Source organism: Mixta sp., assembly GCF_024610815.1.
Classification (GTDB): domain Bacteria; phylum Pseudomonadota; class Gammaproteobacteria; order Enterobacterales; family Enterobacteriaceae; genus Mixta; species Mixta calida.
Map to the genome: position 1 here is coordinate 1 of NZ_JANION010000218.1, position 22,098 is coordinate 22,098.

A 22,098-nucleotide genomic window follows, 5' to 3' on the forward strand; every position below is an offset into this window, starting at 1 on the left:
CTTACCGTTTTTATCACCGCTGTAATCAGTTGCGTCGTTCAAACGCCAGCGCACGATGTTCAATCAGACGCATCAGCAGCGTCAGCAGGCCGTTGACGCACAGATAAATCAATCCGGCGGCGGCGAACACCATCACATCATAGGTGCGGCCGTAGAGCAGCTGACCGTGGCCCATTACCTCCATCAGCGTGATGGTATAGGCCAGCGAGGTGCTCTTAAACACCAGCACCACCTCGTTGGAATAGGAAGAGAGGGCGCGCTTAAAGGCGTAAGGCAGCAGAATGCGCATTGTGTCGCGGCGCGTCATGCCTAGCGCGGCGCAAGACTGCCATTGACCGGCGGGAATAGCGCGCACCGCGCCGTAAAACAGTTGGGTGGTATAGGCGGCGCTGTTTAACGACAGCGCCAGCAGGGCGCAGAGCCAGGGCTGCGAAAGCAGCTGCCACAGCCAGTCGATCTTCTGGATCGAAGGAAACTGTCCCGGTCCGTAGTAGATCAGGAAGATCTGCACCAGCAGCGGCGTGCCGGTAAACAGAGTGATATAGCCTCTTACCAGCTGGCTGACCACCGGCGTTTTCAGCGACAGCACCATGGTGAACAGCAGGGAGAGCACCAGCGCCGCCACCAGCGAGGCCACGGTGAGCGTCAGGCTGGTTTGCAGCCCTTTAAGCAACTCAGGCAAATAGTCGAGCATCAGCTGTTCCCCCGTTCGAAGCGGGTGGTCCGCAGTTCAATGCGCTTCAGCACCGCCTGGCTCAGCAACGTAATCAGCAGATAGATTGCCGCCGCCAGCAGATACCAGGTAAAAGGCTCCTGGGTGCGGGTGGCGATACTGCGGGTTTGCAGCATCAGATCGTTAACGCTGATCAGCGAAACCAGCGCGGTATCCTTCAGCAGCACCAGCCACTGATTGCCCAGCCCCGGCAGGGCGTGACGCCACATCTGCGGCATAATCAGCCGGAAAAAGATGGCCGACTTTTTCATGCCCAGCGCCTGACCCGATTCCCACTGTCCAACCGGCACCGCCTTCAGCGCGCCGCGCAGCGTCTGCGAGGCGTAGGCGGAATAGAGGATGGCAAGCGCGATCACGCCGCACAGAAAGGGACTGACGTCGAAGTTGTCGATCTGCATCTGCACCGGCAGCGTAAACAGGCCGAGGTTAATCGTGAAGCCGTCGGAGAGCAGCAGCAGCAGTTGCGAGGCGCCGAAATAGATAAACAGCACCACCAGAATTTCCGGCAGGCCGCGCAGCAGCGTCACCAGACCGGTGCCGACCCAGGCGACCGGACGCAGACGCACCGATTCCCAGCCGGCAAACAGCATCGCCAACAGCAGGCCGAGGATCAGCGCGCAAACGGCAAGGCCGACGGTCATCCCGGCGGCGCTTGCGAGTGGAAGTAATTCGTTCATCTAATTACTGCTGAAACCATTTGTTATAGATGGTTTTGTAAGTGCCGTCAGCTTTCACTTTATCCAGCGCGGCGTTAAATTTTTCCTGCAACGCGTTGTTACCCTGACGCACCGCAATGCCGAGACCGGTGCCGAAGTAGGCTTTGTCGGTCACCTTGTCGCCGACCGCCGTCAGGTTCGGGTTCTGCTTCAGCCACTCGTTGACGACCGCCGTATCGCCGAACACCGCTTCGATGCGGCCGTTTTTCAGATCGAGAATCGCGTTCTGATAGCTGTCGTAAGGCACGGTAGTGATGTCGCTCTGCTTGTCAGTCAGGTATTTCTGATGCGTGGTGCCGTTTTGCACCCCGACGCGTTTGCCTTTCAGCGCGGCGACATCCGCCACTTTTCCTTTTTGCGCGATAAACAGCGCGGAGTTTTCATAATAAGGCTTGCTGAACAGCACCTGTTTTTCACGCTCCGGCGTGATATCCATACCCGCCATCACCGCATCGAAGCGGCGGAACTTCAGGCTGGGGATCAGGCTGTCGAACGCCTGATTGGTGAAGGTGCAGGTCGCGTTCATCTCTTTGCACAGCGCGTTGGCCAGATCGACGTCGAAGCCCATGATCTTATTGTTGGCGTCAACAAACTCAAACGGAGGGTAGGAGGCTTCGGTGGCGAAACGGATCGTCTCCGCGGCGGAGGCGCTCAGGCTGATGCCGGCTAACAGGGCAGCAAGAACAAGTTTTTTCATCTTTATGGCCTTACTCAGTGCGAGAGATAGTTAGCAAACGCATCGGTTTGCGGCTGTGTAAAACGGCTGGCGTCACCCTGTTCAACGATATAGCCATTTTCCATATAGACGACGCGGCTTGCCGTTTTGCGGGCCACTTCGACTTCATGGGTGACGATAACCTGAGTGATATTGGTTTGCGCCAGCTCGCGAATAATGCTGACAATCTGCGCGGTGATTTCCGGGTCAAGCGCCGCGGTAGGCTCATCGAACAGCAGCACCGCCGGCTCCATCATCAGCGCGCGCGCGATAGCGACGCGCTGCTGCTGGCCGCCGGAAAGCTGTAACGGAAAACGATCGGCGTGAGGCGTCAGGCGCAGGCGTTCCAGCAGTTTATCGGCGCGCGCGTGGGCGCGATCTTTCTCCAGCCCCAGCACGCGGCAGGGCGCTTCGATCAGGTTCTGCTTCACCGTCAGATGCGGCCAGAGATTATATTGCTGAAAGACCATGCCGACATTCTGCCGCAGCTCACGGATCGCGCTGTCGCCCGGCTTTTTACTGAAGTCGAAATGGTGGCCGGCGATGCTTAAGGTGCCGGAGCGCGGCATCTCCAGCAGGTTCAGCACGCGCAGGAGCGAACTTTTCCCGGCGCCGCTGGGGCCCAGCAGCACCAGCGTTTCGCCTTCCGGGCACGTTAGCTGAATATCGAACAGCGCCTGCTGGGCGCCGTAAAAGCAATTAATACCGTTTAGTTGAATACTCATGCGCTGAAAATGAATAGCAATTGATGCCGCAAATCTTAACGTCGACAGAATAGTTATGCAATCATCGTGCGTTAAAATTTATTAATGAGACGTGGAATGCCTAAAGGCTAGCACAAAATCTCGTCATGTGCGGAGCGGGCGGTGAATACGTGGGAAGATTTCTCTCTTTTTGTGATAACCGCAGCGCCGCCGGGCGACGACGCTGCAAAAGAGTTTATTTTTCCAGCAGCTGGGTCAGGGTGCCGCCGCCGGGACGCTGCCAGTCGGCGACGTAGCGCACGTCGTCCAGCGTCCAGCAGGTGCCTTCGCGCACCATCAGCACTTCATCCTGCCAGCTGACGCTTTTCTCGCCCTCACGCGTCAGGCTGACGCGCAGGGGGATATTGCGCGCGTCGGTATTGGGAATCGTCGACGCGTCGGCGACTTCCGCTTTGGTGGGTCCCTGCGCCAGGCTGGAGAAGAGATCGCCCTGACGCCATTCCGCCGGTCGATCGCTTTTCGCGCTGGCGCGCAGCAGGATCTGGTAAAGTTTTTCGCTCAGGTAAGGGCGGTAGCGCGCCAGCAGTTGGCTGTCCGGCAGACCCTGCGTCGGCTGCGCGATGCGCAGATCGTAAAATTTTTGCGCCACGGTATCCGGCCCACCCTCTACGCAAGGAGCCGCACGCGTGCCGATATCCTTATAGGCCGGCTCCACGGTAGTACAGGCGCTCAGCAGCAGGGCGGCCGGCAGTAGCGCGGCAAACGCTTTGTTTTTCATCTCATTTTCCTTATGGTTATCGGGCAAGGCTTTGTTTTATCATAAAGTATAGCCGCGCTTTTTAGCCGCACGGGTTAAACTGTCGCTGAATCGGAAAAGGAGAAAAGCATGAAATTAACCACCACCCCCGGACTCGAAGGCGAAACGATCACGGAATATTGCGGCGTGGTCACCGGCGAGGCGATTCTCGGCGCTAACATCTTCCGCGATTTTTTTGCCGGCATCCGCGATATCGTTGGCGGCCGCTCCGGCGCCTATGAAAAAGAGCTGCGCAAGGCGCGTCAGCTGGCGTTTGAAGAGATGGAAGAGCAGGCGAAAGCGCTGGGCGCCAATGCGGTGGTCGGCATCGACATCGATTATGAAACCGTCGGTAAAGACAGCAGCATGTTGATGGTCAGCGTGAGCGGCACGGCGGTAAAAACGCAGTGATCGCACGCGGTTGGCTGCTGCTGTTGGCGCTGCTGCTATGTGGATGCGGCACATCGGGCCTGGAACAGCGCCAGGGTTACAGCGTAGATACGCGGCACGCCGCGTTGGGCGCAAGGCCGCGCGTAAAGAGCATCGTTATTCACTATACCGCCGAGGCGTTTTCCACCTCGCTGGCGACGCTGACGGATAAAGAGGTCAGCGTTCACTATCTGATCCCGGCTCGTCCGCCACAGTATCGCGGCACGCCGCTGATCTGGCAACTGGTGCCGGAAAAGCAGCTCGCCTGGCACGCTGGCGTCAGCTACTGGCGCGGCGCCACGCGGCTGAATGATACCTCTATCGGCATCGAGCTGGTTAACCCCGGCTACCGTAATACGCCGCAGGGACGGCAATTTTATCCTTACCCGTCGGGCCAGATCGCCGCGCTGCTGCCGCTGCTGGAAGATTTAATCCATCGCTATGATGTAAAGCCGCAAAATATCGTCGGCCACAGCGATATCGCGCCGCAGCGCAAGCAAGATCCCGGACCGCTGTTTCCCTGGGCGCAGCTGGCGGCGCAGGGCATCGGCGCTTGGCCGGACGGCGCGCGGGTCGCCGAGCTGTTGCGCGGACGCGATCCTGATGCGCCGGTCGATCAGATTGCGCAGCTTGGTCTGCTGAAACGCTATGGCTATGAGGTCGACGCGGCGTCGACGCCGGAACAGCGGCAAAAGGTGATTGCCGCCTTTCAGATGCATTTTCGGCCCGCCGATTATCGTGGACTGGCCGATGCGGAAACGCTGGCGATCGCCCAGGCGCTGGTGGAGAAGTATGGACGCTGAGGTCGCGGCGCGTTACTGTGCCGCGAGAAAGTCCTTCCACTGACTGACTACCCATTGCAGCGCTGCGCGGTCGACATCCATATGGGTGACCAGACGCGTTACCGGCGCCGCCGAGATCAGAATATTACGCGCCTGCATCCAGGCTTTCAGCGGGGCCGCCTGCTCCGGCGGCAGCTGCGCGAACACCATATTGGTGTGCTGGCTGACCGACAGGCCCAGCGCGCTGAGCTGCTCCGCCAGCCATCGGGCGTTGTCGTGATCCTCTTTCAGACGCATCACGTTATTCTCCAGCGCGTAAAGCCCCGCCGCCGCCAGAATGCCCGCCTGACGCATGCCGCCGCCGGTCATTTTACGCCAGCGGCGCGCGCGCTGAATGTACGCGTCGTCGCCGCACAGCAGCGAGCCGACCGGCGCGCCCAGCCCTTTCGACAGGCAGATGGTCAGCGTATCGCAGTAGCGGGAGAGCGCTTCCAGCGGCAGTTCCAGCGCCACGGCGGCGTTGAAGATGCGCGCGCCGTCGATATGCAGCGCCAGCTGACGCTCGCGCGTGAAGCGATACGCCTCAGCCAGATAGTCGACCGGCAATACCTTGCCGCCGAATGTGTTTTCCAGGCTCAGCAGACGCGTGCGCGCAAAATGTATATCGTCAGGCTTGATAAAGGCGGCCACCTTTTCCAGCGGCAGCGTGCCGTCTTCCGCCGCTTCGATCGGCTGCGGCTGAATGCTGCCCAGCACCGCCGCGCCGCCCGCTTCATATTTATAGTTATGCGCCTGCTGGCCGACGATATATTCCTCGCCGCGCTCGCAGTGCGAGAGCAGGGCGACAAGGTTCGCCTGGGTGCCGGTAGGCAGAAACAGCGCGGCCGCTTTGCCGCTCAGACGGGCCGCCTCCGCTTCCAGCGCGTTGACGGTGGGATCGTCGCCATAGACATCATCGCCGGTGCGGGCGGAAACCATTGCCGACAGCATGGCCGGCGACGGACGGGTGACCGTATCACTGCGTAAATCTATCAACAGGATGCTCCTCAAAAAAACGGGCGCCCGGCGCCCGCGTACAGGGGGGATTCTGTTTTACCGCAGCCAGTTGGTTTTTGCCAGCTCGACGACTTCGTCGCCGCGGCCGTTAATGATGGCGCGCAACATATAGAGGCTGAAGCCTTTCGCCTGCTCCATTTTGATCTGCGGCGGCATCGCCAGCTCCTCTTTCGCGGTAATGACGTCCAGCAGTACCGGACCGTCATGGGCGAACGCCTCCTGAATCGCGCCGTCGAGATCGGACGCTTTCTCCACCCGAATGCCCTTCACCCCGCAGGCGGCGGCGATAGCAGCAAAGTCAGGATTTTGCAGATCGGTGCCGTCGGTCAGGTAGCCGCCCGCTTTCATCTCCATGGCCACGAAGCCCAGCACGCTGTTGTTGAACACCACCAGCTTCACCGGCAGTTTCAGCTGCGCCACCGAGATAAAATCGCCCATCAGCATGCTGAAGCCGCCGTCGCCGCACATCGCCACCACCTGGCGTCGTGTATCCAATGCCTGCGCGCCCAGCGCCTGCGGCATTGCGTTGGCCATCGAACCGTGGTTAAACGATCCCAGCAAACGCCGCTTGCCGTTCATCTTCAGATAGCGCGCCGCCCAGACAGTCGGCGTGCCGACGTCGCAGGTGAAGATGGCGTCTTCGCTGGCGAAGTCGCTCAGCCGCTGCGCCAGGTACTGCGGATGGATCGGCTGCTTATCGTTGGGCTTCGCCAGCTCGTCCAGCCCTTTACGCGCATCGGCGTAGTGCGCCAGCGCGTTATCAAGAAAGGCGCGGTCGGTTTTGGTTCGCAGGCGCGGCAGCAGCGCGTTCAGCGTCGCTTTGACATCGCCCACCAGCGCCATATCGACATGACAGTGCGCGCCGATGCTGCCGGGGTTGATATCCAGCTGAATAATTTTCGCTTTGGTGGGGTAAAAGGCGCGATAGGGGAACTGGGTGCCGAGCAGCAGCAGCGTATCGGCGTTCATCATCGCGTGGTAACCAGAGGAGAAACCGATCAGGCCGGTCATTCCTACGCTGTAAGGATTGTCATATTCGATATGCTCTTTGCCGCGCAGCGCATGTACCACCGGCGCCTTCAGCGCGGCGGCCAGCTCGACCACCTGCTGATGCGCGCCCGCGCAGCCGCTGCCGCACATCAAAGTTATGTTTTCCGCGTCGTTCAGCAGCGCCGCCAGCTTATCCAGCTCGCTTTCCGGCGGCTGCATAACCGGCTGCTGCGGCGGATACCAGGAGGAGGAGGCTTCTTCCGGCGCAGGCTTCAGCGCGACGTCGCCCGGCAGCACGACGACAGAGACGCCGCGATTCAGGATCGCCTTACGCATGGCGATGCCCAGCACCTGCGGCAGCTGTTCAGGGTTGGAAACCAGCTCGCAATAGTGGCTGCATTCGCGGAACAGCTCCTGAGGATGCGTTTCCTGGAAGTAGCCGCTGCCGATTTCACTGGAGGGAATATGGGCGGCGATCGCCAACACCGGCACATGATTGCGGTGGCAGTCGAACAGCCCGTTGATGAGATGGAGGTTGCCAGGACCGCACGATCCGGCGCAAACCGCCAGTTGACCGCTGATTTGCGCCTCGGCACCAGCGGCGAAAGCGGCAACCTCTTCATGACGCGTCGGCATCCAGTCGATAGTGCCCATACGATTGAGGCTGTCGCTCAGCCCGTTAAGAGAATCTCCGGTGACTCCCCAGATACGCTTGACGCCCGCGCTTTCCAGCGTTTGCGCAATCAGCGCGGCAACGGTGTGCTTCATAGTGGCTCCTTACTGTTGTGGGCCATCATCCCGATGGCAAGACTCAGACGCTAAAAAGTCTAGTCAACGCGTGATGAAACAGTAGAGCCACTGTGAAACGAGGTATGTCCGCGGCGTCAGGCCAACTCGATATCGCCCGCCGGCTGGCAGCTGCAGGCCAGCACGTAGCCCGCCGCGATCTCTTCCTCCGTCAGGCCGACGGTGCTGCTGGTCTGGTAATCGCCGCTTGTGACGCGCGTTTTACAACAGCCGCAAACGCCGGCGCGGCAAACCGCTTCCACCGGCAGCTTATGCTGCTCCATCGCCGCCAGCAGCGACCAGCCCGCCGGGAATGCGCCGCCTTTCAGCGGCTGCGAAGCGCTGCTCAGGTGATAGCGCACGCCGCTGTCGGCCACCTCGTCGGAGACGCCAGCGGTAAACTGCTCGCGCAGCACCCGACTGGCGCCCAGTTCGCGCACCGCTTTTTCCGCCAGATCCATATAAGGCTGCGGGCCGCACATCATCACCGTGCGGCGCGCCATATCGGGCACCCGCTGCGCCAGAATATCAGGCGTCAGGCGGCCAGAGAGCATCTGCGCTTCCGGCTGCTGCTCGGCGATAATCGTCAGCTTCAGCCAGCTGCTCAGCTGTTGCAGCTCAGCGGCGAAGATCACGTCGCGCGGCGAGCGTACGCTGTAGATCAGCTGCACGTCGGTTTCCGGGCGATTGCGATGCAGCCAGCGCGCCATCGACATTACCGGCGTAATGCCGCAGCCGGCGGCCAGCAGCAGGTAGTGCGACGCGGGATGCTGCTCGCAGCTGAAGCTGCCCTGCGGATCGGAGAGCCAGACGAAATCGCCCGGCTTAACCTGCTGCGTCAGCCAGCTGGAGCCTTTCCCCTGTTCAATATGACGAATGGTCAGGGTGATAAAGCGGCTCTGACCCGGCGTGGAAGAAAGCGTATAAGCGCGCACTTCATCACTGTTGCCGATGCGCACCAGCGCGAACTGGCCCGCCTGCCAGCGATAAAAATCGTGGTCAATCAGCGCCAGCGTCCAGACGTCCGGCGTTTCCTGAATAATGTGATGCACCTGCATGCGCCAGGGGCAAAGCGTCGTGCTGTTCATGGTTTACTCCTCCGTGCCCAGAATGGCGGCAAGATCGTTTTCCGCAGTGGTGACTGGGATCAGGCCGAACTCTTTTTCCAGAATGGCGATCAGGTTATCAGTGAGGAACGCCGGCGCGGTCGGGCCGGTACGGATATTCTTCACACCGAGCGCCAGCAGGGTCAGCAGTACCACGATCGCTTTTTGTTCAAACCAGGAAAGGATCAGCGACAGCGGCAGATCGTTAACGCCGCAGTTCAGTTTTTCCGCCAGCTTCACTGCCAGCACGATGGCGGAGTAGCTGTCGTTGCACTGGCCGACGTCAAGCAGACGCGGCAGCCCTTCCAGCGTGCCGAAATCGAGCTTGTTGAAGCGGTATTTGCCGCATGCGAGCGTCAGGATCAGGCAATCTTTCGGCACCGCCATCGCCAGATCGGTATAGTAGCTGCGTTTGTCACGGCTACCGTCACAGCCGCCGACCAGGAAGACGTGGCGCAGTTTTTTCTGTACCGCCAGGTCGATAATGGCGTCGCAGGAATCGAGCAGCACGCGGCGGCCAAAGCCGACGGTAATCTGATGCGGAATTTCATCCCACGGGAAGCCTGCCATGTTCTGCGCCTGTTCAATCACCGGCGAGAAATCGTCGCCGTCAAGATGGTTGACGCCCGGCCAGCCGACGATGCTGCGCGTCCAGATGCGCTGCTGATAGTCGCCGACGGTGGGATCGATAATGCAGTTGGAGGTCATCACGATCGGGCCAGGGAAGCGGGCGAACTCGGTCTGCTGGTTCTGCCAGCCGCTGCCGTAGTTGCCGACCAGATGCGGGTATTTATTCAGGCCAGGATAGCTGTGGGCCGGCAGCATTTCGCCATGCGTATAAACGTTGATGCCGGTGCCGGCGGTTTGCTCCAGCAGCAGCTGCAGATCTTTCAGATCGTGGCCGGAGATCAGGATCGCTTTGCCAGCGACCGGACGCACGTTGACCTGAACCGGCTGCGGATCGCCGTAGGTGGTGGTCTGCGCTTCGTCCAGCATCTCCATAATGGCGAAGTTCATTTTACCGATGTGCATCGCTTCGGCCAGCAGCTCTTCAATATTGTTCGGGCGGGTGCCGAGCCACGCCATAATCTGATGATACTGCTTATAAATGTCGTTATCGTAGCGGCCGTGAACGTGGGCGTGCTCCATATAGGCGGCGGCGCCTTTCAGGCCGTACAGGCAGAGCAGGCGCAGACCGACGATATCTTCATGATCGTCGCCAGCGTTGAGCGCGAACGCCTGCGCCTGCTGTTGCAGGATTTCCGCATCGTTGCTGGTCAGCGTGATATCCGCCAGCGGATGCTCCGGCTGCGTCAGACCGAGCAGCGCGCAGCGCGCTTTCAGGCTGTCGCGATAGCTCTGCGCCTGAAAGGCGTAATCGATGATGCGATCAGAGTCGAAGTTGACGTTGGTCAGCGTGGAGAAGAAACCGCGTGGCGCAAAGCTGTCGATTTCATGATCGATCACCCCCTGCGTGCGCGCATGCAACGCCCAGGCGGAAAGGCTTTGCAGCACAGCGATCAGCAGATCCTGCAGGTCGGAAGTTTGCGCGGTTTTGCCGCACATGCCCTGCGCCCAGGCGCAGCCGTTGCCAGCAGGAGTTCTTATTGTTTGCTCACATTGAATACAGAACATAGTATCATCTCGTTATAAGTTGTATTTCACATGCAACTTATAAAGATCGACGAGGGCTGCTGGCAAGAAAAGTCTTAACTAACTGCAACCAATTTGATCTGAAGCAAAAGGGAAAGCGGCGGCCCGTTACAGGCCGCGCGTTAATCAGGATGAGAAAAGGGCGATCAGCACCGGCGCCGCCAGGCTGAGGGCAAAGCCATGCACAATGGCGGCTGGCACGATTTCAATGCCGCCGGCGCGTTGCAGGACGGGCAAGGTAAAATCCATCGACGTGGCGCCGCACAGGCCCAGCGCGCTGGAGCGGTGCTGACGAATCAGTGCTGGAATCAGCATGATCGCCAACAGTTCGCGCAGCAGATCGTTAAAAAAGGCGGCGCTGCCGATAACCGGACCAAAGCTTTCGGTCATCAGGATGCCGGAAAGGGAATACCAGCCGTAGCCGCTGGCCAGCGCCAGGCCGGTGGTTAACGGCAGGCCCAGCATCAGCGCCGCCAGTATGCCGCCGACAAAGGCGCTGAGACAGACCACCGCCGCCACGATCATGCCGCGTCGGTTCAGCACGATCTGGCGCAGCGTCATGCCGCTGCCGCGCAGTTGCAGACCCACCAGGAACAGAAGCAGTAACAGGGCGTATTCGCTCGCCTCGGTCGCATGATGCAAAAACGTCCAGCCGGTTAAGCCGAGCAGAAAGCCCAGCACCACCACACCGAGCAGCTTCAGAGACTCCAGCGCCATATGCAGCCGCGAAGGCAATGCTTCCTGGTGATGCTGGTGGCGCCAGGGACGCCGCTTTTCCAGCAGGCGCAGCGCGATAAGGTTGCAGGCCAGAATCGCAATGACGCTAACGCTGGCGATATGCACAATCGCCAGCAAATTGGCCGCCAGGTTGTCAAGAAACGCCAGGCTAATACCCATAAAGAAGAGAATGATATAAACCATCCAGCTCAGCAGACGATTAAGCAGACGTTGCAGACCAGGCGATTTCAGCGGCAGTAAGTAACCAATAACCAAAGGCAGAAGAATGATGAGCAATCCTGAGTACATATCCCTGTAAAATCCTTAAAGAAATGTGATGTGTACCACGCTAGCTAAAAACCCAGGGGCCGTAAAGCCTGGCGTTACAATAATCATCCGATGTTTCCATTTGAGCTTTTTCTCTGAGACGTTGAAAAAAAGCGTTTGGCTTGCGCCAAAAGATGCATTTAAAATGCAACTTATAAATACATCATGAGGGTCATTCAATGTCATTACGCACTACGTCTCTGGGCGAGATCGCCATTACCATTCCCGGTTCTACCGCTGTGTTCCATAAATACGATCTCGATTTCTGCTGTGGCGGCAAGCGTACGCTGGGAGAGATGGCGGAGCGGCGTGGCCTTGATATCGACCAGATTGAGCAGGAGTTACAGCAGCTGACGCAGCAGGAAAACGGCGATGAAAAATGGCGTGACGCGCCGCTTGGCGCGCTGATTGAGCATATTATCGCGCGTTATCATAATCAGCATCGCCAGCAGCTGCCTGACCTGATCGCGATGGCGGAAAAAGTGGAGCGCGTTCATGGCGCAAAGCCCGCCTGTCCGCGCGGCCTGGGGAAAGTGATCGATGAAGTTTACCAGCATCTGACCAGCCATATGATGAAAGAGGAGCGCGTGCTGTTTCCAATGATTGCGCAGGGTTTCGGCTCGCACGCGGGCGATCCGATCGCCGTAATGGAGATGGAACATAATGAGGCGGGCGAGCAGTTAGAAACGATCAAAGCGCTGACCAATAATCTGACGCCGCCGGAAGGCGCCTGCACCACCTGGCGCGCGCTTTACACCGGCATCGATCGTTTTATCCAGGATTTGATGCAGCATATCCACCTGGAAAATAATCTGCTGTTCCCACGCGCGCTGCGCGGCGAATAATCGTTAAGTAAACGGCTCCCTGGTGACAGGCAGTAGTGACCAGGACGCCGCTAATCTTCAGCATGCGTTTTTCCAGCGGCGCATGCTGTTGCTGACCTCCCGCAGATCTTCAACAATCTGAACGCTCGCTTTCGCGCCCGCTCTCTTTATTACGCAGCCTATACCCTAAAAGAAAAATATGGGCGCCGTCAGGCCGTTAAGCGCGCGTGGCACAAATGGTGTAGCGCAGAATCGCGCAACAACTATGCTTTGGCTCGCGCCGTCGTCAAAGCGTAAAACGCGTGATGGGACACAGTAAGCTTTTTATGCTGTTCGGCGCGTTGGCGCAGGCGAAAGAGAGCGGAGCAGGGTTGAAATAAATCGCGTTACCCCCATCCTTAAAGCGTAACCATAGTGTGTAATAAAAATGCCAGCATCCGTGGCTGGCATTTTTTAGTCGGGTTGTACAGAATGTGTCAGCACAGGTTCAGGCCCGAATGCCTTCGGCCGCTTCCAGTGGAACAATAAGGCTGGCGTGATTGCCTTTCGGCCCTTCATGTACAGCAAACTGAACGGGTTGCCCGGCTTTGAGCGTCCTGTATCCCTCCATCTGGATTGAGGAATAATGGGCAAAGATATCATCGCCGCCGCCGATCGGGCAGATAAAGCCGAATCCTTTGGCGTTGTTGAACCATTTAACTGTACCCTTCTCCATACTTCTGGTTCCCTCGCAAGACGTTTTTTACTGTGTAGGTGAGGTAGCGAAGCTGCATTGAGCTGTTTAAAACTCAATCAGCCTGAGCTTGTAGAATGTAGAGAAACGGGGGGAAGCGTCAAGCCATCGGCGGGGTCGGATATTGATCAAATCGCCAAAGTTTGAGGCAGTTAACGCTATTTTCAATTTTGTGATAGCGGTCGCGCCTTCTGGCGAGCGGATATTTTTTCACCCGCGCGAAGCCCTACGGCGCGCGTGTTACACTGATGATATGGCATGCGGCTTTTCGTGCCAGCGCGCAACACAGATTACGACGGAACACTATGGGAAACACTAACGACTGGCTTAACTTTGAACATCTTGCAGAAGAGAAACTGCGCGAAGGTCTCAAGCCGCCTTCGATGTATAAAGTTATACTCAACAATGACGATTACACACCTATGGAATTTGTTATTGACGTTCTGCAAAAGTTCTTTTCTTATGATATTGAGCGTGCAACGCAACTGATGCTCAAGGTGCATTATCAGGGTAAGGCGATTTGCGGCGTGTTTACCGCCGAGGTGGCGGAAACCAAGGTCGCGCAGGTAAATCGCTATGCTAAAGAGCATGAGCATCCGTTGCTGTGTACGCTGGAAAAAGCCTGATCGGCGTCGTGCCATTCCGGCATGAACTGTAGGGCGATAATTGGGGGAGGTGCCTAATGCTCAATCAAGAACTGGAACTCAGTTTAAACATGGCTTTCGCCAGAGCGCGTGAGCACCGTCATGAATTTATGACCGTCGAGCATCTGTTACTGGCATTGCTCAGTAACCCGTCGGCCAGAGAGGCACTGGAAGCCTGTACGGTGGATATTGTGGCTCTGCGTCAGGAGCTCGAAGCCTTCATCGAACAAACCACTCCGGTGCTGCCGGTAACGGAAGAAGAGCGCGACACGCAACCAACGCTCAGCTTTCAGCGGGTATTGCAGCGCGCGGTTTTCCACGTTCAGTCGTCCGGCCGCAGCGAAGTGTCCGGCGCGAATGTGCTGGTGGCTATTTTCAGCGAGCAAGAATCGCAGGCGGCCTATCTGCTGCGCAAGCACGAAGTCAGCCGTCTCGACGTGGTGAACTTTATCTCCCACGGCACGCGTAAAGATGAACCGGGCCAGTCGCAGGGGCCTGAAAATCAGATCAACGAAGAGCAGGCAGGCGGGGAGGAGCGTATGGAAAACTTCACCACCAATCTTAACCAGCTTGCTCGCGTTGGCGGTATCGATCCGCTGATCGGCCGCGACAAAGAGCTGGAGCGTACGGTTCAGGTACTCTGCCGCCGCCGCAAAAACAACCCGCTGTTAGTGGGAGAGTCGGGCGTCGGTAAAACCGCCATTGCTGAAGGTCTCGCCTGGCGCATCGTGCAGGGCGACGTGCCGGAAGTGATGAAAGACTGCACCATCTATTCGCTGGATATCGGTTCGCTGCTGGCCGGTACGAAATACCGCGGCGATTTTGAAAAGCGCTTCAAAGCGCTGCTGAAACAGCTGGAGCAGGATGAAAGCAGCATCCTGTTTATCGATGAAATCCATACTATCATCGGCGCCGGCGCCGCGTCCGGCGGGCAGGTCGACGCCGCGAACCTGATTAAACCGCTGCTGTCGAGCGGCCGGATTCGCGTGATGGGTTCCACGACCTATCAGGAATTCAGCAACATTTTTGAGAAAGATCGCGCGCTGGCGCGTCGTTTCCAGAAAATCGACATCACCGAGCCGAGCATTGATGAAACGGTGCAGATCCTGAATGGACTGAAGCCGAAGTACGAAGCGCATCACGATGTGCGCTATACCGCGAAAGCGGTGCGTGCGGCGGTGGAGCTGGCGGTGAAATATATCAACGATCGTCATCTGCCTGATAAGGCGATCGACGTTATCGATGAGGCGGGCGCGCGCAGCCGACTGATGCCGGTCAGCAAGCGTAAGAAAACCGTCAACGTAGCGGATATCGAATCGGTCGTGGCGCGTATCGCCCGTATCCCGGAGAAAAGCGTCTCCGCGACCGATCGCGATACGCTGAAAAACCTGGGCGAGCGGCTGAAAATGCTGGTGTTCGGGCAGGACAACGCCATCGAGGCGCTGACCGAAGCGATCAAAATGAGCCGCGCGGGTCTGGGCCACGAGCGCAAGCCGGTAGGTTCATTCTTGTTCGCCGGTCCGACCGGGGTGGGTAAAACCGAGGTTACGGTTCAGCTGGCGAAGGCGCTGGGCATCGAGCTGCTGCGTTTTGATATGTCCGAATATATGGAACGTCATACCGTTAGCCGTCTGATCGGCGCGCCTCCGGGCTATGTCGGCTTCGACCAGGGCGGCCTGCTGACGGATGCGGTGATTAAGCATCCGCACGCGGTGGTGCTACTGGATGAGATTGAAAAGGCGCATCCTGATGTCTTTAACCTGCTGCTGCAAGTGATGGATAACGGCATGCTGACGGACAATAACGGACGCAAAGCGGATTTCCGCAACGTGGTGCTGGTGATGACCACCAACGCCGGCGTGCGTGAAACCGAGCGTAAATCGATCGGCCTTATCCATCAGGATAACAGCACCGATGCGATGGAAGAGATCAAGAAGATCTTTACGCCGGAGTTCCGTAACCGCCTCGACAATATTATCTGGTTCGATCATCTCTCCGCTGAGGTGATCCATCAGGTGGTGGATAAGTTCATCGTGGAATTGCAGGCGCAGCTGGACGCCAAGGGCGTTTCGCTGGAGGTCAGCGACGAAGCGCGTGAATGGCTGGCGAAGAAAGGTTATGACAAAGCGATGGGCGCGCGTCCGATGGCGCGCACCGTGCAGGAAAACCTGAAGAAACCGTTGGCGAATGAGCTGCTGTTCGGTTCGCTGGTGGAAGGGGGATCGGTTTCGGTGGCGCTCGATAAAGAGAAGAACCAGCTGACCTACCATTTCGTCAGCGCCGAAAAACGCAAAACGGAAGGCACCGTGCATTAAGTCGGCGCAGAGCAAAAGGCCGGATGCTTCCGGCCTTTTTACTTTTTCCGGCAAGCGTAAAAGCGTAAATGCCAGAAATGCGAAAGGCCGGATTATCCGGCCTTTTTTTATCAGTCAGGCGTTAATATCGCAATTAACGCAGCACTTCTATTAACGACTACGGAAGACAATGCGGCCTTTGCTCAGGTCGTACGGGGTCAGCTCAACAGTGACTTTGTCGCCCGTCAGAATGCGGATATAGTTTTTACGCATTTTACCGGAGATATGAGCGGTAACCACGTGTCCGTTTTCTAATTCCACGCGGAACATGGTGTTAGGTAACGTATCAAGTACGGTACCCTGCATTTCAATATTGTCTTCTTTGGCCATCGAATCCTCTGGGTGGACTTCCAAGTTTTGAACCGGCAAGATAATGCCGAATTCCACGAATTATGTAAAGAATAGTTGGTTATTAGACCAACGCCCGCATGCACCTGTAGCGCAGCATACAAGCATAACTTTCGTCGTCTGATGACAGTGACGCTAGCGAGGGGGAACAGCGGCTAAGAATCTGTTAACCGGTCATAACCAGAAATAACAGTTCCAGAGATGCGTGGTGATTCCCAGCCTGGTAATTCCGATGCGCTGACGCGATAAACGGACGACATACCAAACTTCCCTATTATACCACCATTCATCACGGTTGCGTGTAAAACATCTATCCACCAGCGAAAAGCGTGTCGGTCTGCCAGCATTCATCGCTAACCGGCGCGTGCGCCAGGCGGCTAAGCGCCAGCAAATAGTCGATGCGCGGGATCTCTCTCGCGCCGAGAGAGGCGGTATGCGGATTCAGCACCTGACAATCGATAAGCTGACCGCCATGCTGTTTAAAGTGTTGGCAAAACACCAGCAGCGCGGTTTTAGAGGCGTTTTCGCGGCGGCTGAACATCGATTCGCCGCAGAAAAGCTGCCCCAGCGCCAGGCCATACATGCCGCCGACCAGCTCATCCTCAAACCAGACCTCGACGGAGTGGGCGTGGCCCAGATCGTACAGGCGACCCCAGGCGCGTTTGACTTCCGGTGTGATCCAGGTTCCCTCATCGCGTGCGCTGGCGCAGCCTTCGATCACCTCGGCGAATGCGCGGTTCATGGTAACGGAGTAGGGCGAGCGGCGATGAAAGCGTTTCATGCTGCGGCTGAAATGAAAGGCGTCCGGCAACAGGACGGCGCGCGGATCGGGCGACCACCATAAAATCGGATCGCCCGGCGAAAACCAGGGGAAAATGCCACGGTGATAAGCGTTGAGCAGGCGCGCCGGGCTTAAGTCGCCGCCCATCGCCAGCAGGCCGTTAGGTTCACGCAGCGCCATTTCCGGCGGCGGAAAATTAAGCGATTCACGTGAGAGCTGAATCAGTCGCATTTCTGGAGTTCCCACTGTGTCGAGAGCTATGACTATAGCGTAATTCGCTGCTGAAAATGCCAGTAGCGGCCGCGTTTTGACAACAATTCGTGATGGCTTCCCTGCTCGATAATCTCACCTTCATCCATCACATAAATCCGGTCGACTTCACTCAGTCCCTGCAGGCGATGGGTTACCACGATCACCGTTTTATCTGCGGTGAGGCGCGCCAGCAGCGCCAGAATATGTTTTTCCGTTTCAGCATCCAACCCTTCGGTAGGTTCGTCAAGCAGCATTATCGGACTCTTGTGCAGCAGCGCACGCGCGATCGCCAGACGCCGCAATTCACCGCCGGAGAGCTGGCGGCCGCCTTCGCCCAGCCAGGCGTTTAGCCCTTCATTGCCGCTTAGCAACTTCTCCAGCCCAACCTGCTTCAGCACCGCGCACAGCGCTTCATCGCCGCTATCGGGCGCAGCCAGCAGTAAATTATCGCGCAGCGTCTGATTAAACAGGTGCACGCGCTGGCTGACCACGCTAATCTCCGCGCGCAGCGCAGGCTCGCTCCACGCGCTCAGCGGCATATCCGCCAGGCGAATTTCGCCCATCTGCGGGTCCCAGGCGCGCGTCAGCAGCTGCAACAGCGTCGTTTTGCCGCAGCCGGTCGGCCCCAGCAGCGCGACGGTTTCGCCGGGCTGAACGGTCAACGACAGATTACGCAGCGTCGGCGCCACGGCGTTGGGGTAAGAGAAGGACACGTCGGTTATCACCAATGCGCCGTGAGCGCTGGGGGAAACGCGCTTATCTTCAGGGAAAACGACGGCGGGGCGCTGGCCGATAATCTGTTGGATACGGCTGGCGGAAGCGATAACCTGACCGAGATGCAGGAACGCCGCACCTACCGGCGCCAGCGCCTCGAAAGCCGCCAGCGCGCAGAAAACGAACAGGGCGACCAGCGCGCCCGGCTGCGTGTATTGACCAACGCCGCTCGCGCTGAGCCAGAGCAGCAGCGTCACCGTCGCGCCGCTGATCAGCAACAGCAGCGCCTGTGACAGACCCGTCAGGCTCGCCTGTCGACGCTGCGCCCGCTGCCAGTTTTCTTCCGTTTCATCCAGCCGCGAACGGCTTGCCTCGACGTCGCCATACAGCGCAAGCTCCGCCTGCGCCTGGAGCCAGCGGGTGAGCTGCAGACGATAGCGCGCGCGCTGCGCGGTGATGGTTTCGCCAGCCGGACGACCGATACGATAAAACAGCGGCGGCAACAGTAGCAGCGTCAGCAGCATAATCCCGCCCAGCGTCAGCGCCAGCGCGCCGTCGAGCCAGCTAAGACCGACGGTCACGACAATAATGACCATCAACGCGCCGATAAAAGGCGAAATGATGCGCAGATAGAAATGGTCAAGGGTATCGACATCGGCGACAAAGCGGTTAAGCAGGTCGCCCTGACGAAAGCGCGCGACGCCCGCCGGCGCCAGCGGCAGCAGGCGACTGAAGGTAAAGACGCGCAGATGCTGCAATACCCGGAAGGTGCCGTCATGGCTGACCAGCCGCTCAAAATAGCGCGCGACGGTGCGTATGATGGCCGCGCCGCGTACGCCCGCCGCAGGCAACATATAGTTAAAGCTATAGAGGCCGGCCGCGCCCGCCAGCGACGAGGCGGCGAGGAACCAACCGGACAGGGTCAGCAGCCCGGTGCTGGCCAGCAGCGTAACGATAGCCAGTACGATGCCCAGCGCCAGGCGCCAGAAATGGCGGCGCCAGAGCCGCAGGAAAGGTCGCAATGTCATCATTATGCCTGTTCCTCCTGACGATGGTTCAGCAGGGCGGCGAAGGGTCCCTGCTGCTGAGTCAGCTGTTGCCAGCTGCCGCGTTGAACAAGCCGCCCGTCGCGCATTACCCAGATTTCATCCCACTGCGCCAGCTCAGTAAGCTGATGCGTCACCATTAGCGTGGTTTGCTGATGCGACGCGGTGCGCAGCGCCCGCATAACATGCTGCTCGCTGCGGGCGTCCAGGCTGGCGCCCGGCTCATCCAGCAGTAGCAGGCGGCATGACTTCAGCAGCGCGCGCGCCACCGCGATGCGCTGCGCCTGACCGACGGAGAGACCCGCGCTCTGATCGCCGACAGCGCTCTCCAGCCCCTGCGGCAGGCGCGCAATAAATTCCGCTACGCCCGCCAGCGCAAGCGTTTCCTCCAGTCGCGCTGCGGAAACCTGTTGACCGTTAAGGATGTTATCCCGCACCGTCGCGCCCGGCAGGTGTGGGTTTTGTCCCACCCAGGCGACGACGTGATGCCAGCTGCGCCGCTGCAGATCGCGCAACTCATGCCCGTTGATGCGCAGGGATCCCTGATAGGGCAGAAAGCCCAGCAGCGCGTTGATCAGCGAACTTTTTCCCGCGCCGCTCTGTCCGACCAGCGCGACCCGGCGGCCCGGCGGCAGCGTGAAATCGAGCGGCCCGGCCAGCGGCGCGCCGTCCGGCGCCGTGATAATCAGTCCCTCAGCCTCAATATGCAGAGGCTGGTCGGCTGGCAAAGCCTGTTCGCCTTCAGCGGACGCCGGGGTGGGGTGAGAAGCAAGGAAATGATGCAGCGCGTCAGCCGCGCCGACCGCCTGCGCTTTGGCGTGATAAAAAGCGCCGAGGTCGCGCAGCGGTTGAAAAAATTCCGGCGCCAGAATTAACGCGAGGAAACCAGCGAACAGTGTCACCTGGTGACCGTAGTGGCCGAAATCGAGCTCGCCCAGATAGGAGAAACCAAAATAAACGGCGACGACGGCGATAGAGATCGAAGCGAAAAACTCCAGCACCGCCGAAGAGAGAAACGCCAGCCGCAGCACCTCCATGGTGCGCTGCCGGAAATCCTCCGACGCGGTGGCGATGGCACGCGTTTCCGCCGCGCCGCGATGAAACAGGCGCAGCGTATCCAGCCCGCGTAGCCGGTCAAGGAAATCGCCGCTCAGACGCGCCAGCGCCTGAAAATTACGTCGGTTCGCATCGGCGGCCCCCATGCCGACCAGCGCCATAAACAGCGGGATCAGCGGCGCCGTCGCCAGTAAAATCAGCCCGGCTACCCAATTGACAGGAAAAATCACCAGCAAAATCAGCGCAGGAATCAGTACGGCGAGGCTCATCTGCGGCAGGTAGCGGGCGTAGTAATCCTGCATCTCTTCCAGCTGCTCCAGCAGCAGCGTTGCCCAGCTACCGGCAGGTTTGCCCTGAATCCAGGCGGGGCCAAGCTGATGCAGACGATCGAGCACCTGCTTGCGCAGCGCGCGGCGGATGCTCTCTCCCGCCCGATAGCCGACCTGTTCGCGCAGCCAGACGAGCAGGGCGCGCAGAACAAAACAGAACAACAGCAGCAGCATTGACGGCAACCACTGCTCGCGCGGCTGGTGAGCGCTGATTAACTGATGCATCAGCGTCGCCAGCAGCCAGGCCTGAGCAATAATCAGCAGCGCGCTGGCTACGCCGAGCAACGTAGAGAGGGTGGTCCAGGGGCGAGCGTAAACGCGCTGTTGACGCAGCCAGCGGGTAAGTTGATGTTGACGTTTCTTTTCCATTCGGGGCCGTTTCATCAGAAAAACAGGCTGGCCGATATCGCCAGAGAATATGCCAGCAGAGGCGCTGCAATGTAGCATGGCGGCAAGAAAAAAGGCGACTGTTCAACAGTCGCCTTCGGTAATTAAGATCAGTTAATTAACAAGTTACTTATCGTTTTTAACCAAACCGTCCAGATAGCGTTCGGCATCCAGCGCGGCCATACAGCCGGTGCCAGCGGAAGTGATCGCCTGACGGTAGGTGTGGTCCATCACATCGCCGGCGGCGAAGACGCCAGGGATGCTGGTTTGCGTCGCATTGCCTTGCAGGCCGGACTGCACCTTGATATAGCCGTTTTCCAGCTCCAGCTGACCGGCGAAAATAGCGGTGTTCGGGCTGTGGCCGATAGCGACAAACAGGCCCGCGACCTCCAGCACCTCCGTCTGCGCCGGGTTTTGCGTCGCGCGCAGGCGCACCGACGTGACCCCCATCTGATCGCCCATCACTTCATCCAGCTCGCGATCGGTGTGCAGCACAATATTGCCGCTGCTCACTTTTTCCATCAGTCGGTTAATCAGGATCTTCTCGGCACGGAACGTATCGCGACGATGAATCAAATGCACTTCAGAGGCGATGTTAGAGAGATAAAGCGCCTCTTCCACAGCGGTGTTGCCGCCGCCGACGACAGCGACCTTCTGCTTGCGATAGAAAAAGCCGTCGCAGGTCGCGCAGGCGGAAACGCCTTTACCCTTGAACGCCTCTTCGGAAGGCAGGCCCAGATAACGCGCGGAGGCGCCGGTAGCGATAATTAACGCATCGGCAGTGTATTCGCCGCTGTCGCCGATGAGACGAAACGGACGGTTTTGCAGATCGACAGTATGAATATGGTCGAAGATGATCTCGGTGTTGAACTTCAACGCATGCTCATGCATCCGCTCCATCAACAGCGGACCGGTCAGATCGTTGGGATCGCCAGGCCAGTTCTCAACGTCGGTAGTCGTGGTTAGCTGACCGCCTTTTTCCAGGCCGGTGATCATCACCGGATTCAGGTTAGCGCGCGCAGCGTAAACGGCTGCGGTATAGCCCGCCGGACCAGAGCCCAGAATAAGCAATTTACTGTGTTTGGCCGTGCCCATGAGATCCTCATTAATTTACTGGCAA

21 protein-coding genes are annotated in these 22,098 nt (G+C 58.6%); 5 read left to right on the plus strand and 16 right to left on the minus strand.

The window, feature by feature from the left end; genetic code table 11:
- Window positions 1–25 precede the first annotated feature (25 nt).
- The 5 genes from artM to MYY08_RS16580 form a co-directional block, all read right to left on the minus strand.
- Complete coding sequence (gene artM / locus MYY08_RS16560) at window positions 26–694, minus strand: arginine ABC transporter permease ArtM (protein WP_038627105.1); 669 nt, start codon at window positions 692–694, stop codon at window positions 26–28.
- Complete coding sequence (gene artQ / locus MYY08_RS16565) at window positions 694–1,410, minus strand: arginine ABC transporter permease ArtQ (RefSeq protein WP_084970284.1); 717 nt, start codon at window positions 1,408–1,410, stop codon at window positions 694–696. The genes artM and artQ overlap by 1 nt, the downstream gene beginning before the upstream one ends.
- Before the next feature lie 4 nt (window positions 1,411–1,414).
- Window positions 1,415–2,146 (minus strand): arginine ABC transporter substrate-binding protein, encoded by a 732-nt coding sequence (gene artJ, locus MYY08_RS16570; protein WP_288014979.1) that lies wholly within the window; start codon window positions 2,144–2,146, stop codon window positions 1,415–1,417.
- Between the two features lie 14 nt (window positions 2,147–2,160).
- Window positions 2,161–2,889, minus strand: coding sequence for an arginine ABC transporter ATP-binding protein ArtP (gene artP, locus MYY08_RS16575; protein ID WP_159378834.1), 729 nt, complete (start codon window positions 2,887–2,889; stop codon window positions 2,161–2,163).
- Window positions 2,890–3,103: 214 nt separating this feature from the next.
- Window positions 3,104–3,646, minus strand: coding sequence for a lipoprotein (locus MYY08_RS16580; RefSeq protein ID WP_288014981.1), 543 nt, complete (start codon window positions 3,644–3,646; stop codon window positions 3,104–3,106).
- Between the two features lie 108 nt (window positions 3,647–3,754).
- Here MYY08_RS16580 and MYY08_RS16585 point away from each other — a divergent pair, with 108 nt between their 5' ends.
- On the plus strand, window positions 3,755–4,075 hold the full coding sequence (locus MYY08_RS16585) for a heavy metal-binding domain-containing protein (protein ID WP_038627096.1): 321 nt from the start codon (window positions 3,755–3,757) through the stop codon (window positions 4,073–4,075).
- On the plus strand, window positions 4,075–4,896 hold the full coding sequence (locus MYY08_RS16590) for an N-acetylmuramoyl-L-alanine amidase (RefSeq protein ID WP_502888480.1): 822 nt from the start codon (window positions 4,075–4,077) through the stop codon (window positions 4,894–4,896). Before MYY08_RS16585 ends, MYY08_RS16590 begins: the two co-directional genes overlap by 1 nt.
- 12 nt (window positions 4,897–4,908) lie before the next feature.
- Here MYY08_RS16590 and ltaE read toward each other — a convergent pair whose 3' ends face one another.
- The 5 genes from ltaE to MYY08_RS16615 all read right to left on the minus strand — a co-directional run bounded on the left by ltaE (window position 4,909) and on the right by MYY08_RS16615 (window position 11,492).
- Complete coding sequence (gene ltaE / locus MYY08_RS16595) at window positions 4,909–5,910, minus strand: low-specificity L-threonine aldolase (RefSeq protein WP_288014985.1); 1,002 nt, start codon at window positions 5,908–5,910, stop codon at window positions 4,909–4,911.
- Window positions 5,911–5,967: 57 nt separating this feature from the next.
- Window positions 5,968–7,689 (minus strand): ubiquinone-dependent pyruvate dehydrogenase, encoded by a 1,722-nt coding sequence (poxB, locus tag MYY08_RS16600; RefSeq protein ID WP_038627092.1) that lies wholly within the window; start codon window positions 7,687–7,689, stop codon window positions 5,968–5,970.
- A gap of 116 nt (window positions 7,690–7,805) precedes the next feature.
- Entirely contained in the window at window positions 7,806–8,795 is a 990-nt protein-coding gene (gene hcr, locus MYY08_RS16605; RefSeq protein ID WP_288014987.1) for an NADH oxidoreductase, read from the minus strand.
- A 3-nt stretch (window positions 8,796–8,798) separates the two neighbouring features.
- The gene (hcp, locus tag MYY08_RS16610; protein ID WP_159378831.1) at window positions 8,799–10,448 is read right to left on the minus strand and encodes a hydroxylamine reductase; all 1,650 of its coding nucleotides are present in this window, start codon (window positions 10,446–10,448) and stop codon (window positions 8,799–8,801) included.
- 144 nt (window positions 10,449–10,592) lie between these two features.
- Window positions 10,593–11,492 carry a LysO family transporter gene (locus tag MYY08_RS16615; protein WP_190296679.1) on the minus strand — a complete coding sequence of 300 codons (900 nt, stop codon included), beginning with the start codon at window positions 11,490–11,492 and terminating at the stop codon, window positions 10,593–10,595.
- Between the two features lie 197 nt (window positions 11,493–11,689).
- Here MYY08_RS16615 and ytfE point away from each other — a divergent pair, with 197 nt between their 5' ends.
- Window positions 11,690–12,355, plus strand: coding sequence for an iron-sulfur cluster repair protein YtfE (ytfE, locus tag MYY08_RS16620; protein ID WP_190296680.1), 666 nt, complete (start codon window positions 11,690–11,692; stop codon window positions 12,353–12,355).
- Between the two features lie 466 nt (window positions 12,356–12,821).
- Here ytfE and cspD read toward each other — a convergent pair whose 3' ends face one another.
- Window positions 12,822–13,049, minus strand: coding sequence for a cold shock-like protein CspD (cspD, locus tag MYY08_RS16625; RefSeq protein ID WP_038627082.1), 228 nt, complete (start codon window positions 13,047–13,049; stop codon window positions 12,822–12,824).
- A gap of 323 nt (window positions 13,050–13,372) precedes the next feature.
- Here cspD and clpS point away from each other — a divergent pair, with 323 nt between their 5' ends.
- Both clpS and clpA read left to right on the plus strand, forming a co-directional pair.
- Window positions 13,373–13,693 carry an ATP-dependent Clp protease adapter ClpS gene (gene clpS, locus MYY08_RS16630; protein WP_038627080.1) on the plus strand — a complete coding sequence of 107 codons (321 nt, stop codon included), beginning with the start codon at window positions 13,373–13,375 and terminating at the stop codon, window positions 13,691–13,693.
- 56 nt (window positions 13,694–13,749) lie between these two features.
- Window positions 13,750–16,026 (plus strand): ATP-dependent Clp protease ATP-binding subunit ClpA, encoded by a 2,277-nt coding sequence (clpA, locus tag MYY08_RS16635; protein WP_038627078.1) that lies wholly within the window; start codon window positions 13,750–13,752, stop codon window positions 16,024–16,026.
- A 150-nt stretch (window positions 16,027–16,176) separates the two neighbouring features.
- On the opposite strand, the gene infA is transcribed toward clpA, so the two are convergent.
- From infA to trxB, 5 genes are all read right to left on the minus strand, one after another.
- Window positions 16,177–16,395 carry a translation initiation factor IF-1 gene (gene infA / locus MYY08_RS16640; protein ID WP_002211347.1) on the minus strand — a complete coding sequence of 73 codons (219 nt, stop codon included), beginning with the start codon at window positions 16,393–16,395 and terminating at the stop codon, window positions 16,177–16,179.
- Window positions 16,396–16,723: 328 nt separating this feature from the next.
- A complete protein-coding gene (gene aat, locus MYY08_RS16645; RefSeq protein WP_038627075.1) occupies window positions 16,724–17,425 on the minus strand; it encodes a leucyl/phenylalanyl-tRNA--protein transferase in 702 nt (233 codons plus the stop codon).
- Window positions 17,426–17,457: 32 nt separating this feature from the next.
- Window positions 17,458–19,191: a heme ABC transporter ATP-binding protein/permease CydC gene (gene cydC / locus MYY08_RS16650; protein WP_288014993.1), complete on the minus strand. Its 1,734-nt coding sequence runs from the start codon at window positions 19,189–19,191 to the stop codon at window positions 17,458–17,460.
- On the minus strand, window positions 19,191–20,960 hold the full coding sequence (gene cydD / locus MYY08_RS16655) for a heme ABC transporter permease/ATP-binding protein CydD (RefSeq protein ID WP_038627071.1): 1,770 nt from the start codon (window positions 20,958–20,960) through the stop codon (window positions 19,191–19,193). Before cydD ends, cydC begins: the two co-directional genes overlap by 1 nt.
- Window positions 20,961–21,104: 144 nt before the next feature.
- Window positions 21,105–22,073, minus strand: a complete 969-nt coding sequence (gene trxB / locus MYY08_RS16660) for a thioredoxin-disulfide reductase (RefSeq protein ID WP_038627069.1) — start codon at window positions 22,071–22,073, stop codon at window positions 21,105–21,107.
- Window positions 22,074–22,098 lie beyond the last annotated feature (25 nt).